Genomic DNA, 13,099 nt, shown 5'->3' with positions numbered 1-13,099 from the left:
CGGCCCCGCTCAGAGCGGCAGGTCGGGGGCGTCGGCGGACCGGATGCGGGCGGACATGTTGGTCTCCATCATCCGCAGGGCCGCCTCGGCGAGATCCAGGTGCAGGTGCGCCAGCGCGTCCCGTACGACGGTGACGTCCAGGTGGCGGATGTGGGCGTCCAGCGCGGAGTAGAGCACGCACTGTTCGGTCGCCTGCCCGCACAGCACCAGGTGGTCGACGTCCAGTTGCCCCAGCAGGTAGGCCAGCGGCGTCTCGAAGAAGATCGAGTGGCGGGCCTTGAGCACGAAGAGGGAGTCCTCGTCGGGCAGCAGCGGCTTCACCAGGTCGGCGTGCGGGCCGTCGAGGGCGCTCTCCAGGATCTCTCCGTGATGGGAGCGCCACTGGCCGAAGTTGTCGTTGACGTAGACGACCGGGGTGCCGGCGCGTCTGGCGCGCTCCAGGAGGAGCCGGATGCGGGGCACGGCCCGGCGGGCGGAGGGCAGCAGCAGTTCCGCGTCGGCGTGCTCGTACCGGTTGATCATGTCGATGACGACGAGTGCGCTTCCTGCCATGTCCTGACCTCCCGTACCTGCGCCGACGGTTCGCGGACGCCCCTCCGGTCCCTGGCTGCTACCCGTCCCGCCGCCCCCGATGCCCCGGCCGCACCCCCCGCCCGGGGGGGTGTCCCACCCGTGGCGGGTTAGCCGCGAAACAGGGCGCGCAGCGCGCCCCCGGCCCCCTGGCCGGGGGCGCAACGGTTGCGAACGGAGTCCACGGGGTGAAGGTCCCGGATAGAGACGACGGGCCCGCCGCTGTTCGCGCCACTACCGGTCACCATGGTCGGCGGCACGGGGCTGCTGGCCGCCGTCATGCGCCGGGAGCCGTGCCGATGCGCCCGCGCCGCCTTCGTCCACGCCCTGCTGCTCGGATCGGCGGTAAGGCTGGCCGTACCGCCCGGCGGCGCGGTCAGGGGGGCTCGGGGATGAAGGGGAGGTACTCCTCCTCCTCGTCGCCCGTCGGGAGGACGACGTAACTCGCCTCGGGGAGTTCGTTCCACACGCCGGGCAGGTCACCGAGCGGTTCGGAGACCACCAGGCGGGTGTCGTCGGAGACCTTCCGCAGGTAGGGCAGCTCCGGGTAGAGCTCGCGTACGGTGTCGGCCCTGCTGCTGTAGAACAGCGAACGGGACCGGCCCTGGCTGGAGTAGCGGAACGCCCAGACCTTCTTGCCGTCGCTGACGGCCACCGTCATCTGGAGCGGGTCGTCGACCCCGTGCTCCTTGCCGAGGCGTTCGACGAGGCCGGCCATCCGGGCCACGGCGCCCGGCACGTCCTGGTCGAGGCCGAAGGTGACGGCCAGGTAGAACATGACCTCGGAGTCCGTGGAGCCCTCGATGGAGGAGAAGAGCGCCGGGTCGACGGCCATGCACAGGTCCCGCTGGAGCCGGTGGAAGTCCGTGATCGCCCCGTTGTGCATCCACAGCCACCGGCCGTGCCGGAAGGGATGGCAGTTGGTCTGCTGAATGGCGGAACCGGTGGAGGCGCGGACGTGGGCGAAGAAGAGCCGCGAGCTGACGTGGGCCGCCAGCTCGCGCAGGTTCCGGTCGTTCCAGGCCGGTCCGATGTCGCGGAACACCGCCGGGGTGCCGTCGCCGTGCTCGCTGTACCAGCCGATGCCGAAGCCGTCGCCGTTGGTCGTCTCGACGCCCATGCGGGCGTGCAGGCTCTGGTTGATCAGTGAGTGCTCGGGACGGTAGAGGACGGTGTCGAGCAGGACCGGCGATCCCGAGTACGCGAGCCAGCGGCACATCGGCGGGTACCCCTTTCAGCACATGGTTCGAGCCTAACGCGGTGGGCGGCGGCGGGCCCGGCGGTCACAGGGGGGTCCGCAGCGCGCTCGCGCCCCGCCGCCACCGGTCCAGGACCAGGGCCCCCAGGCGGTCCTCCAGCAGGACGGTGGCGTCGGCGCCGAAGGCGATGTCGCCCTCCAGGCCGGGCTCGTCCTCCAGCAGGCCGGCGATGACCTCGCGGCGCACGAGCTGCTCGTGGACGGCGTCGGCCTCGACGTGCTCGGCGTAGAAGTGCTCGGCGGCGGGCCCGGCGTCCAGCCGGCGCATCGCAGCCGCCAGTCGGCGCGAGCCGGGCGAGGAAGTGACCTCGACACAGCCGAAATGGCCCACGAGCGCTCCGCGCAGCGCCCGGTGCAGGCCGAAGAGGGACATCATGTTGACGATCGCGAGGGCCTCGGCGGGGGCGGCGTCGAGGTAGTGGCCGTAGTCGGTGTTCAGGCCCAGGTCCGCCATCAGACGGGCGAAGAGCTCGGCGTGCACCCGGTCGGCGTGCCCGGCGCCGAACTCGTCGTACTCGATGGCGACCATGGCGGCCTTCGCCCGCCCGCGCAGCCGCGGGACGACCCACAGGTGGGGGTCGGCCTCCTTGAGGTGGTACAGGGAGCGCAGGGCGGCGTACTCGCGCACCTGCCCGAGGTCACCGTCGTGCTCCAGGTAGCCGCTGACGCTGCCGGAGTGGTCGACGGGCTCCAGCAGCAGCTCGCCGAAGGCCTGGTCGACGGTGCGGCCGGCGGGCGCGTCGGCGCGCAGCGCGGTGAGGAAGCGCTGTTCCAGCGCGCGGCGCAGGGCCAGCAGCGGCGGGTCCCACTCGCGGGTGTCGTCCACTGCCTCGAAGCCCCGGTAGTGCAGCTCGTAGAGCAGGTAAAGGGCCAGCTGCAGGTCGTCACCGTACGGGTCGGCGGCGTCGGCTGCGGCCGGGTCCGGGAGCGGGCCGGCCGGGTCGCGCAGGGACGCGGCCACCGCGGCCGAGAGGGGTCCGCGGGGCGACGGGAGCCGGGGGGCGGTGGACGTGCGGGGGCGGGTGGTGCTCGCCGTCACGGGTGGATCCTCCTCAGGGGCCGGTGGGGGGCGCGGGGTGCGGGGGTGCCGGGCGCGACGGCCCGGATGACGACCAGTTCCTCCGTGTCCTCCTGCGGCCCCAGCAGGCCCCGCTCGCGCAGCCAGGGCAGCCGGGAGCGCAGCACCGGGCCGAAGGGGATGCGGGCCCGGTCCACGACCTCCGCCCGCATCCCGGCGGCGGTCAGCCGGCGGAGCGTCGTGTCGGTGCCGCACAGGGCCGAGTGCACGATCAGCAGGGTGCCGTGCGGTTTGAGGAGGCCCGGGGCGGTGGCGCAGAGCCGGTCGACGATCTCGCGCCCGTCGTGGCCCGCGTCCCAGGCGCGGGCGGGTCCCCGGGTGGGCAGCCGCGGGTCGGGGGCGGGTACGTAGGGCGGGTTGCTGACGACCAGGTCGAAGGGGCCGAGGGCCCGCGCGGCCGCCACGCTGCCCCGCCGGACGGTGACCGGCTGGCGCATGCGCAGGGCGTTGAGCCGTACGGTCAGCGCCGCGCGCCAGGAGATGTCCACCGCGGTCACCCGGGCCCCCCGGCGGGCCGCGTAGAGGGCGAGTGCGCCACTGCCGGTGCCCACGTCCAGTACGTCCATGCCCGGTGCGACCTCGCCCCGCACGGCTTCGGCGAGGAGGCAGGTGTCCTCTTGGGGGGCGTAGACCCCGGGAAGGGTCCACAGGCGGGCGAATTCGTGGCGCGCCCGTGGGAATCCGAGGCTCAGCGACATCCAGCACCTCCGTTGTCGGTCGGTCAACGGGCGGCTACCCCGTCCCGGGCGCACCACACGTACCGGCCAGGTGTGCGGCGGCGCGAGGTGGGGAGGCGCGGAAGAGAGCAGTCCACTTCGTTGACGGAGGGAAGACCATGCGCGCATTGACCTGGCAGGGCACGCGGGACGTGCGGGTGGAGACCGTCCCGGACCCCGGGATCAAGGACCCGACGGACATCGTCGTCAAGGTGACGTCCACCGGTATCTGCGGCTCCGACCTGCACCTCTACGGGGTCCTCGGGCCGTTCCTGGAACCGGGGGACATCCTCGGCCACGAGGCCATGGGCGTGGTCGAGGAGGTGGGCCCGGACGTGACGACGCTGCGGCGCGGAGACCGGGTGGTCGTGCCGTTCAACGTCTCCTGCGGCGACTGCTACATGTGCGACCGGGGGCTGCACTCGCAGTGCGAGACCACCCAGGTGCGGGAGTACGACAAGGGGGCCTCGCTGTTCGGCTACACCAAGCTCTACGGGCAGGTGCCCGGCGGCCAGGCGGAGTACGTGCGGGTGCCGTTCGGGGACACGCTGCCGGTGAGGGTGCCCGAGGGGCCGCCGGACGAGCGTTTCGTGTACCTGTCCGACGTCCTGCCGACCGCCTGGCAGGCCGTGCAGTACGCGGACGTCCCGCCGGGCGGCAGCCTCACCGTCCTCGGTCTCGGGCCGATCGGGCAGATGGCCGCCCGGATCGCCCTGCACCGGGGCGCGGGGCTGGTCATCGGCGTGGACCTGGTGCCGGCCCGGCTGGAGCGGGCGAAGGCCTCCGGAGTCCACGTGCTGGACCTCAAGGAGCAGGGCAAGCACCTGGTGGCGGCCGTGCGCGAGCTGACCGGCGGCCGGGGCCCGGACTCCGTCATCGACGCGGTGGGCATGGAAGCCCACGGGGCGCCGCTGGCGTCCGCCGCCCAGCGCCTGACGGGACTGCTGCCGGACGCCGTGGCCAGGCCGCTGATGGAGCGCGCCGGAGTGGACCGGCTGACGGCCCTGCACACCGCGATCGACCTGGTCCGCCGGGGCGGCACCGTCTCCGTCTCCGGCGTCTACGGGGGTGCGGCGGACCCGATGCCGCTGCTGACCATGTTCGACAAGCAGATCCAGCTGCGGATGGGCCAGGCGAACGTCCGGGCCTGGGTGAACGACATCCTGCCGCTGCTGGAGGACTCCGACCCGTTGGGCGTCGAGGGCTTCGCCACCCACACCATGCCGCTCGACGAGGCGCCCCGCGCCTACGCCATGTTCCAGGCCAAGGAAGACGGCATGATCAAGACCCTGCTGAGGCCGTGAGCGGGTGCCGCGCGGCGGGCCGCGGGCGGATCACGGTGCGAGGGGTGCGGTGCCCATTCCCGCGCCCTCCCGCAGGCCCGCCAGGAACTCCCGTACCGCCTCCACCGAGGTGTGGCGCGGCTCCCAGCCCAGTTCGGCCCGGGCCCGGGCGCTGTCCAGCAGCGGCAGCCGCAGCACCGCGTCGAACAGGTCGGGGGACGCGGGTACGGCGCGCAGCCGCCAGGCGGCGGAGAGCGCGGCCCGCACCGGCGCGGCCGGCATCCGTACGGTCCGGGCGCCGAGGATCTCGGCGAACCGGGCCGCGTCCAGGGGCGGGTCGGCGGCGAGGTTGAAGGCCCCCCGGACGGGCCGGGTGACCGCCGCGGCGTAGGCCGCCGCCGCGTCGTCGGTGTGCAGTGCCTGCATGCGCAGGCCCGGCAGGTCGGGTACGACCGGGATCAGGCCGGGCCGGACCAGCCGGCCGGGCAGCAGCCGGCCCGCGAAGATGCGGCGCTGTTCGGAGGCGGACTCCCGCTTGAAGAGGAACCCCGGGCGCATGCGCACGACACGGATCTCGGGGTGGGCGCTCTCGTAGGCGTCCAGGACCCGCTCCAGGTACGACTTCTCCCTGGTGTACGCGGCCCCCGGCCAGCCGTGGGTGGGCCAGCTCTCGTCCACGGCGAGGTCCTTCGGTCCGGGCGAGTACGCGCCGACCGACGAGGCGTGGACGAGGGCGGGCACCCCGGCGGCGGCCACGGCGTCGAACACGCGGATGCTGCCGAGGACGTTGGTCCGCCAGGTCTCGGCGGGATCGTGGGTGGGCTGGAACTTCCAGGCCAGGTGGACCACCGCGGCGGCGCCCTCGAAGAGCGGGACGAGGTCGGCGCCGCCGGGTTCGATGTTCACGGCCCGCCAGTCGACGCCGTCCGGCCGCCAGTCGGGGAGCCTGCGGGCCAGGCCCAGGACGGAGCCCACGGCGGGGTCGGCCGTCAGGGCCCGCACCACGCTGGTGCCGACGTTGCCGGTGGCGCCCACGACGACGACGCGCAGGCCGGCCGCCGCGCCGGATCCGGCCGAGGGTGTCGCGGTCATGCGGGTCCCCTTTCAGCGGACAGCCCCGCGGGCCGGGCCCCGGAGGGCTGCTCCCGCGGGGCTTGCGCGAACGGACTGTCATCGAGGCGGGCGAGCAGCTCCGCCGGGTCCGCGTACACCGCGCGGGCCCCGGCCTCTTCCAGGTCACGGCGCGGGATGCCGCCGCAGAGCAGGCCCACGCAGGCGACCTCGGCCCGGGTGGCGGCCTTCATGTCCCACACGGTGTCGCCTACGAACACGGAGGCGTGGGCGGGCGCGTCGGCCAGGTCGAGCGCGTGGTGCACCGGGTCGGGGGCCGGCTTGCCCGCGCTGACGTCGTCGGCACTGGCGGTGGCGGTGATGGCGTCGTCGGCGCCGATCGCCCGCCGCAGCGCCTCCAGTTCGTTGCTTCCGGCCGAGGTCACCAGCACCACCCGCCAGCCGCGCCCGTCGAGGGCGCGCAGCAGTTCGGCGGCGGAGTCGAAGCCGGGCAGCCGGTCGAAGTAGGTTCCGTACAGGGTGTCGTGGGCGGCCTTCAGCGCCTCGTCCTGGCCCGCGTCACGGTCGTCGCCCAGCAAGTGGGCGATCAGGTCGGCGCCGGGCAGGCCGATCGCGCGGTGCACGGCGTGCATCGGCACGTCGTGGCCGGCCTGCCGCAGCGCTTCCCACCACGACGTCACGTGCAGGTGATTGGTGTCGGCGAGGGTGCCGTCGACATCGAACAGGGCGGCGCGGTTCATGGGGTTCCTCCCGTACGGGCCGGACGATGGCCGGGGCTCACTTGCCCAGCTTCTCCTTCAGCTCGGCCTTGTTCATGGACGAGCGGCCGTGCAGGTTCTTGCGCTTGGCCTCCTCGTAGAGCTGGTCGTACGTCGGCCCCTGCGCGCCGCTGTGGGAACGCCGGCCGCCGCGCTCGGACGAGGACATGTCCTCCAGCGAGGTCCTGCTCGCCGTCTTGGACTCCCCCGCCCGGGCCCGCTCCTTGTTGACGGTGCGGGCGGCGATCTCCTTGGCGCGTTCGGTGCTCTCGCCGCGCTCTTCCGCGCTCTCCTTGATGTGCTCGTACTGCCGCTCGCGCTTGGGGCTGGATCCGGCGGGCATGGCTACTCCTTCCGTCGTATCCGGTTCCCGACGTGTCGGGTCCTGTCGGGTTCGGGCTTCACTGGTGCGGGGCCCGCGGGCCCCGGGACGGCACGCCGTCGGCGCGGACCGCCGTACGCGCGTGGGCGACGACGAAACCGCTGCGCGGACGGGTGGGCATGCGGTGGAGCGGGATCGTCAGGTCCTGCTCCGGGACCTCGCAGTCCAGCTGGGCGAGGGCGGTGACGATGGCCGTCAGCAGGCTGACGGTGATGTCCTCGCCCGGGCAGCGGTGCCCGGTGCGGGCGTCTCCGCCGCCCTGGGCGACGAGGTCGTTCGGCGGTGGTTCGCGGCCGACGAACCGGCAGGGGTCGAAGTCGCAGGGCTTCGGCCACACGTCCGGCTCGTGGTTGCGGCCGTACAGGTCGAGCAGGACCAGGCTGCCCTCGGGGATGGCGGTGTCCCGCCACTTCAGGTCACGGGCCGCGAGACCGCCGACGAAGGGCGCGAAGGGGTAGAAGCGGCGGACCTCGTGGGCGAAGGCCCGGGCGTACGTCCCGTCGTCGCCCTGGAGCCGGTCCCGGTGTACCGGAGCACTGTGCAGGGCGTGCGCGGCGAAGACCGCGAACCAGGACAGGGCCACCGTGGGGCGGATGATGTTGAGCAGTTCCACGGCCGCGGTACGCGGGTCCAGCAGGCGCCCGTCGGCGTCGCGGTGCCAGGCCACCGCGGCCAGCGCCGACCGGGGCCGGCCGTCGCTCCGGACCGGGTCGGCCGCCGCGCGCAGTTCCGTCACGACGCGGCACAGCGCCCGCTCCTGCCGGGCCCGCGCGCGCCGGGCCTTCCAGTGGCGGGGGCCGGCGGTGGCGAAGCCGTCGACCGTGGCCACGCAGTCCTCGGCCAGCGAGCGCGCCGCTCCCTCCGAGAGGGGCAGCCCCACCCAGTCGCAGACGGTTCCGGCGAGGACGGCGCTGACTTCGTCGAACAGCACCACCTCGCGCCCGTGCCAGCCGGCCACGGCGCGGGGCCAGCGGGCGGTGAAGCGCTCGGTGAGCGCCGTGATGCCGCCCTCGGCCATGAGGAGGGAGACGAACATGTCCTTGCGGACGCGATGGCGGCCGCCGTCGAGCGTGTGCACCGCGCCCCGGCCGAACAGGGTGTCGAGGACGGGACCGGGGAGGGCGCCCTCGCGCCGGACGTGCTGCTCGTCGTAGAAGAACTCCACCGCTCCAGGCCCGTCCAGGACCACCGTCCGCCGGCCCATGAGCCGGGTGACGACCGGTTCTTCCCCGGCGCGCTCCTGCAGGCCCGGCAGCCAGGCGTAGCCGCGGGCCAGCAGTGAGGCGGTGCTGTCGATCACGGAAGCGAACATATGCGGCGCCTACCCGCTCCGCCGCCCGGCACTCCCGCCCGTCCGGGTGGGCGGGGCGTGCGGGCGCGGCCGTTCGGGGTAGGCGCGGGGGTGAAAGGTCAGCGAGGTCCGGGGACGGCGACGAGGAGGCCGACGATGAGCGGAACGGGGCGAAGGGGCGGTTCGGAAGCGGGCGGCGGGATGCAGGGCAAGGCCCAGCGGCCCGGGATCGGCCGCGAGGAGCAGGTCGGGGAGGCCCCCGAGCCGGACCGCCGCACCCGCGGCCGGAGCAAGGAGGAGTCGACGCGCCGGCGGCCCGGTGAGCCGCTCGCGCCGGAGGCGGACGGCGCGGGCCGGCGGACGGCGGACGGCGCGGCGGACGGCGCGGGCGAAACCACCGGCGGAGACGGCCGGACGGGTTTCGACGGACCGTGACCGGCAAGGCGGACCGTATGAACGCGAAGCGATCCGAGGCGTACGCCGCGCCCGGGGCCCCGGCGCCCTCCGGCAGCGGCGACCCGGTACGGCACATCACCGAGCCGGACGGTCCCGAGCTGGTGGCAGGGCCGGTGGAACGCCCCCGGCGGGACGGTTCCACGGCCCGCTCCGAGCGCCCCGTCGTGGCCCTGTGCACCTGTCGGCGGAGCCGGATCTTCCCCTGGTGCGACACCAGCCACCGGGCGCGGGCCCGCGCGGACGACGGCGCCGACGGGCCGGAGCGGGACGGAGAGCGGCCGTGAGCGGCTCCCCCGCCCCGGGCCGGGTCGTGGTCGTCACCGGCGCCAGCGGCGGCGTCGGGCGCGCGGTCGCCCGGGCCTTCGCCGCCCGCGGCGACCGGCTGGTGCTGGTCGCCCGGGGCGGGGCCGGCCTGGAGGGAGCCGTTCGGGACGTCGAGGCGCTGGGCGCGAAGGCGCTGGCGATCGAAGCGGACGTCGCCGACCCGGAGGCGGCCGAGGCCGCGGCCCAGCGGGCCGAGGAGGCGTTCGGGCCCCTCGACGTCTGGGTCAACATCGCCTTTTCGTCGGTGTTCGCGCCGTTCACCGAGATCAGCCCGGACGAGTTCCGCCGCGCCACCGAGGTCACCTACCTCGGGTACGTGTACGGGGCCCACGCGGCCCTGCGCCGGATGCTCCCGCGCGACCGCGGCACGCTGGTCCACGCCGGTTCCGCGCTCGCCTACCGCGGCATTCCGCTGCAGAGCGCGTACTGCGGTGCCAAACACGCCATCCAGGGCTGGCACGAAGCGCTGCGCTGCGAACTGCTCGCCTCGGGTACCGGGGTCCGCACCACGATGGTGCAGCTGCCCGCCCTGAACACCCCGCAGTTCGACTGGCTGCTGTCGCGGCTGCCGAGGCGCGCCCGGCCCGTGGCGCCGATCTACCAGCCGGAGCTGGCCGCGCGGGCCATCCTGTACGCCGCAGACCATCCGGCGCGGCGGGAGTACTGGGTCGGGGGCAGCACCGCGGCGACGCTGCTGGCGAACGCGGTCGTGCCCGGGCTCCTGGACCGGTACCTGGCCCGGACCGGCTTCGACTCCCAGCAGGGCGACGCGCCGCAGGGGGACGACGAGCCGGCCAACCTGTGGCGACCGGCCGACACCCGGCGGGACTTCGGGGCACACGGCCGCTTCGACGCCTCCGCGCAGCCGCGCAGCTTCCAGTGGTGGGCAACCCGCCATCGGGGCGCCCTCGCCGCGGCGACGCTGTGCGGGACGGGGGCCGCGGCCCTCGCCTGGACCCGGCGCACCGGCCGGGGCCGTTGAGGATCCGCCAGGCGGTGTCGGTCAGCTGACGAGCGGGAGCCGGACCCGGATGTTCTTGCCGCCGTCCGGGAGCAGGGTGACGGCCACCTGTTCGGCCAGCAGGCAGACCAGCTGCCAGCCGAAGCCGCCCTCCGACATGGCGTGGTGGGCCGGGGCGGTGCGCGGCACGTCGTCGCTCGCGTCGCCGACGGTCAGGGTCACGGTTCCCCGGCCGAGTTCGGCGGCGAATCCGCTGAGGCCGCCGCCGTGCCGGAACGCGTTGGTGACCAGTTCGGAGGTCACGAGCAGGATGTCGGCCCGGGCGGTGCCGCTCACCGGCGATCCGACCCGGTCCGCAGCGGCGTCCAGGAGTTCCGCCACGACGGAGCGTGCTCCGGCCGCGTCGGAAGGCACGGGCCGTTCCGTCCGGCGCTGCGCGTGCTCCCCTGCCGTCACCCCATTCCACCCGCCTCTCTCCGTACGATCGCCGCCCCACCCCTCCGTGTGCCCCTCCCCGCGATCCCCATACCCCGGCCACGTGCCGGGCCCGGCCCGCCCGGCACCTCTCAGTCGCGGAACACGATCCTTCCCGCGATCACGTCCCGGGCGGCCTCGGTCACGCTCTGCCCGTGGGAGAAGGCGTGGGCCCTGAGCCGGGCCAGCGCCCGGTGGGGGTCCGCGTCCGGCTGGACCGTCAGCATCCCGGTCGCCCGGTGGACCTCCTCGTGGTCCGTCTCGGCCGCCGCCAGCCAGCCGGTGGCCGGCCGGCCCGCCCCGGTCCGCTCCTGCTGGAGGGCGAGCAGCGCGACGGTGATCGGCTCCGCCGCGGGCAGGGCCAGGGCCAGTCGCGGGGGCTGAGGGGGCCGGGCCGCCTGCGGTAGAGGTCGAGGGTCCCGATCGGGACGGCGCTGTGCCCAGGGGGAGGGAGAAGACGGCCCGGACCCCCAGCTCGACGGCCTGCTGGGCGAAGACGGGCCAGCGCCGGGAGTCGGGCCCGCGGCGGCGGCCAGTACCGGTGCCGCCAGCCGCACCGCGCTGCGGCACGGGCCGTCGCCGAGCGTGTACCGGGTTACGGCGAGCCGGCCGGCGACCTCGTCGCTCGACCACCACGTGGCCCGGGCGTCGTCGTCGGCCGTGAGGGAGATCGCCGCCCCGTCGATGTCAAGGAGGTCCACCCACGCCCGGCACAGGCGGCCCGGCACGTCCGCGCCGTCCTGCGGGTCCGTGGCTCCGGTCAGCGCGCGCACCCTCCGGCGGGCGTCGTGCGACCCGAACAGTTCGTGGCCGCCCGTTCGGCCGTTCGGGCGGCCACGCTCGATGGTGGAAGGGCGCCGTACGCGTTCCGGATCGGGATCGAGCGGCAGGGGAACACCCTGCTCGTGGCCCCCACGGCGCGATCGACCACCGGGCGGAGCCGGAGCTCGCCCGGCTGGTGGCAGGGCTGCCGTCCGACGCGCAGGTGGTGGTCCTGGACCTGCGGGACGTCCCGTTCATGGACCTGACCGGCCTGCACTTCCTGGTGCGCGTGCACCGGCACGCCGAGGCGCACGGACAGCAGCTGACGGGGCGGGGGTGGCAGCCCCAGCCCCGTCAGCTGCTGAACACCGTCCTGGAACGGGATCACGCCGTCGACGACGGCTCGGCGGTGGACCGGCCCGTCCGCCAGGTGCGCCGGGCGCTGCGCGACCGGGCCGAGATGCAGCGCGGCCGGGGGCGCGAGCGGGCCGGCTCCACCCCGGAGCCGGTTGCCGCGGCGCGCCGCTGGCTGCCCGCGGCCCTGGCGGAGGTGCTGCGCGAGGGGTCCGGCCGGGCCCGTGACGACACCCCCCACCCGGGCACCGCCTGTCGGGCGGTGGTCAGGTGGTGAGAAGGCGGTTGAAGAAGGAGCGGTAGCGCTGGAGCGCGATCCGCAGGTCCTCCGTCACCACTTCCTCGCCCTTGCTCCACTGTCCCTCCAGCTCTTCCTTGTGGGAGGCGAAGGTGCGGGCCAGCGTCTGCATCACCTCGGCGACGAGGGTGTCCGCGGACCTGACCGCGTCCTGCGGGTCGTCGACGAAACGGCCCTGGATCTCGCTCCACCGCGTGCGGAACTCCTCCGCTTCGGTGGGCGCGAGCAGCGGTTCGTCCGTCCCGCCGTCCGCCCCGCCCGTGCCGGTGCCGGTGCCGGTGCCGACGGCCGTCGTGTCCGCTGCCGCCCGGTCGTCTTCCCGTACGTCTTCGCCCGGGCCTTGTCCGGTGTCCTGCGGCGCGCGCTCGGCGGCGAACGCGCCTCCGTCGCGGTCGCCCGTCGCCTCGCCGGGGTAGACGGCGGTGCTCCGCTCGTCGGACCCCGGGTGGGCGAGGCTCTCCGTGGTCAGGCCGCCCTCGTCGGGCCGGCCGACCGTCTCGTCACGGTCCTGCATGTCAACGGCCTCCTTGGTCGCCGAGCAGCTCCTGGAACAGGGCGCGGTAGTGCACCATCGCCCCGCGGAGCTCCTCCGTCGTCGCCTGTCCTTCGCTGCTGCGCGCGTTGACCGCGTGGGCAGAGCGGTAGTGCTCCAGCGTGCTCGCGTGCTCGACCGAGAGGTCGCGCACCTGGTCGCCGAACCCGTTGGTGGGGTAGCCGCGTTCCCGCATGAGCCGGGTCACCAGGTCGTCCGCCTCGGCCACGGCCCCTTCGGGGCGGTCCACGAAGTGCTCCTGGACCCCCTGCCACTCCTCGGTGTACTGGGTCCGGCGCGCGGGTGGCAGTTCCTTGATGTCCAGCTCGTCGTGCCGCTGCTCGCGAGCGCGCAGTTCGCGCTCGGCGGCCAGCCGGCCGCCCTCGTCCTCGACCGTGCGGTCGTATTCGGGACCGAACCGGTCCTGCAGGTGCCGTCGGCGCGAGACGAACCAGAACCCGGCCGCGAGGGCGATCACCACCACCACGGCAACGATGATCGAGATGAGCGTGCTTGTCGACATTGGGGCCT

The 13,099-nt window shown here is 74.6% G+C and carries 17 protein-coding genes; 5 read left to right on the top strand and 12 right to left on the bottom strand.

The window, feature by feature from the left end; all coding sequences use genetic code 11:
* Positions 1 to 9 precede the first annotated feature (9 nt).
* The 4 genes from ACZ4M3_RS03075 to ACZ4M3_RS03060 form a co-directional block, all read right to left on the bottom strand.
* On the bottom strand, positions 10 to 552 hold the full coding sequence (locus tag ACZ4M3_RS03075) for a cysteine hydrolase family protein (protein WP_467729603.1): 543 nt from the start codon (positions 550 to 552) through the stop codon (positions 10 to 12).
* Positions 553 to 946: 394 nt separating this feature from the next.
* The gene (locus ACZ4M3_RS03070; RefSeq protein ID WP_467729601.1) at positions 947 to 1,789 is read right to left on the bottom strand and encodes a class II glutamine amidotransferase; all 843 of its coding nucleotides are present in this window, start codon (positions 1,787 to 1,789) and stop codon (positions 947 to 949) included.
* Between the two features lie 64 nt (positions 1,790 to 1,853).
* A complete protein-coding gene (locus ACZ4M3_RS03065; protein ID WP_467729599.1) occupies positions 1,854 to 2,867 on the bottom strand; it encodes an iron-containing redox enzyme family protein in 1,014 nt (337 codons plus the stop codon).
* A complete protein-coding gene (locus tag ACZ4M3_RS03060; RefSeq protein WP_467729597.1) occupies positions 2,864 to 3,604 on the bottom strand; it encodes a HemK2/MTQ2 family protein methyltransferase in 741 nt (246 codons plus the stop codon). The genes ACZ4M3_RS03065 and ACZ4M3_RS03060 overlap by 4 nt, the downstream gene beginning before the upstream one ends.
* A 137-nt stretch (positions 3,605 to 3,741) precedes the next feature.
* Here ACZ4M3_RS03060 and ACZ4M3_RS03055 point away from each other — a divergent pair, with 137 nt between their 5' ends.
* Entirely contained in the window at positions 3,742 to 4,926 is a 1,185-nt protein-coding gene (locus ACZ4M3_RS03055) for a zinc-dependent alcohol dehydrogenase (RefSeq protein WP_467729595.1), read from the top strand.
* Between the two features lie 30 nt (positions 4,927 to 4,956).
* Here ACZ4M3_RS03055 and ACZ4M3_RS03050 read toward each other — a convergent pair whose 3' ends face one another.
* The 4 genes from ACZ4M3_RS03050 to ACZ4M3_RS03035 are packed head-to-tail and all read right to left on the bottom strand — an operon-like array spanning position 4,957 to position 8,416.
* Complete coding sequence (locus tag ACZ4M3_RS03050) at positions 4,957 to 5,997, bottom strand: NAD-dependent epimerase/dehydratase family protein (protein WP_467729593.1); 1,041 nt, start codon at positions 5,995 to 5,997, stop codon at positions 4,957 to 4,959.
* On the bottom strand, positions 5,994 to 6,716 hold the full coding sequence (locus ACZ4M3_RS03045; RefSeq protein ID WP_467729591.1) for an HAD family hydrolase: 723 nt from the start codon (positions 6,714 to 6,716) through the stop codon (positions 5,994 to 5,996). The genes ACZ4M3_RS03050 and ACZ4M3_RS03045 overlap by 4 nt, the downstream gene beginning before the upstream one ends.
* A gap of 37 nt (positions 6,717 to 6,753) precedes the next feature.
* On the bottom strand, positions 6,754 to 7,077 hold the full coding sequence (locus ACZ4M3_RS03040) for a plasmid stabilization protein (protein ID WP_467729589.1): 324 nt from the start codon (positions 7,075 to 7,077) through the stop codon (positions 6,754 to 6,756).
* A 58-nt stretch (positions 7,078 to 7,135) separates the two neighbouring features.
* Positions 7,136 to 8,416 carry a cytochrome P450 gene (locus tag ACZ4M3_RS03035; protein ID WP_467729587.1) on the bottom strand — a complete coding sequence of 427 codons (1,281 nt, stop codon included), beginning with the start codon at positions 8,414 to 8,416 and terminating at the stop codon, positions 7,136 to 7,138.
* A 147-nt stretch (positions 8,417 to 8,563) separates the two neighbouring features.
* Here ACZ4M3_RS03035 and ACZ4M3_RS03030 point away from each other — a divergent pair, with 147 nt between their 5' ends.
* From ACZ4M3_RS03030 to ACZ4M3_RS03020, 3 genes are read left to right on the top strand one after another with little or no spacing between them, the layout of a single operon-like run.
* The gene (locus ACZ4M3_RS03030; RefSeq protein ID WP_467729585.1) at positions 8,564 to 8,842 is read left to right on the top strand and encodes a hypothetical protein; all 279 of its coding nucleotides are present in this window, start codon (positions 8,564 to 8,566) and stop codon (positions 8,840 to 8,842) included.
* A 17-nt stretch (positions 8,843 to 8,859) separates the two neighbouring features.
* Entirely contained in the window at positions 8,860 to 9,147 is a 288-nt protein-coding gene (locus ACZ4M3_RS03025; RefSeq protein WP_467729583.1) for a CDGSH iron-sulfur domain-containing protein, read from the top strand.
* Positions 9,144 to 10,169 (top strand): SDR family oxidoreductase, encoded by a 1,026-nt coding sequence (locus tag ACZ4M3_RS03020; RefSeq protein WP_467729582.1) that lies wholly within the window; start codon positions 9,144 to 9,146, stop codon positions 10,167 to 10,169. The genes ACZ4M3_RS03025 and ACZ4M3_RS03020 overlap by 4 nt, the downstream gene beginning before the upstream one ends.
* 21 nt (positions 10,170 to 10,190) lie before the next feature.
* On the opposite strand, the gene ACZ4M3_RS03015 is transcribed toward ACZ4M3_RS03020, so the two are convergent.
* Together ACZ4M3_RS03015 and ACZ4M3_RS03010 are read right to left on the bottom strand one after the other, a co-directional pair.
* Positions 10,191 to 10,562, bottom strand: a complete 372-nt coding sequence (locus tag ACZ4M3_RS03015; protein ID WP_467729580.1) for an ATP-binding protein — start codon at positions 10,560 to 10,562, stop codon at positions 10,191 to 10,193.
* 152 nt (positions 10,563 to 10,714) lie between these two features.
* On the bottom strand, positions 10,715 to 11,395 hold the full coding sequence (locus ACZ4M3_RS03010) for an ANTAR domain-containing protein (RefSeq protein WP_467729579.1): 681 nt from the start codon (positions 11,393 to 11,395) through the stop codon (positions 10,715 to 10,717).
* Positions 11,396 to 11,544: 149 nt separating this feature from the next.
* Here ACZ4M3_RS03010 and ACZ4M3_RS03005 point away from each other — a divergent pair, with 149 nt between their 5' ends.
* Positions 11,545 to 12,015: an STAS domain-containing protein gene (locus ACZ4M3_RS03005; protein WP_467730120.1), complete on the top strand. Its 471-nt coding sequence runs from the start codon at positions 11,545 to 11,547 to the stop codon at positions 12,013 to 12,015.
* Here ACZ4M3_RS03005 and ACZ4M3_RS03000 read toward each other — a convergent pair.
* Together ACZ4M3_RS03000 and ACZ4M3_RS02995 are read right to left on the bottom strand one after the other, a co-directional pair.
* Positions 12,005 to 12,550: a hypothetical protein gene (locus tag ACZ4M3_RS03000; protein ID WP_467729577.1), complete on the bottom strand. Its 546-nt coding sequence runs from the start codon at positions 12,548 to 12,550 to the stop codon at positions 12,005 to 12,007. The genes ACZ4M3_RS03005 and ACZ4M3_RS03000 overlap by 11 nt on opposite strands.
* A gap of 1 nt (position 12,551) precedes the next feature.
* Positions 12,552 to 13,091 (bottom strand): hypothetical protein, encoded by a 540-nt coding sequence (locus ACZ4M3_RS02995; protein ID WP_467729576.1) that lies wholly within the window; start codon positions 13,089 to 13,091, stop codon positions 12,552 to 12,554.
* Positions 13,092 to 13,099 lie beyond the last annotated feature (8 nt).

This window comes from Streptomyces sp. NPDC026522, from assembly GCF_055567555.1.
This window is presented reverse-complemented; position numbering and strand designations above follow the sequence as displayed.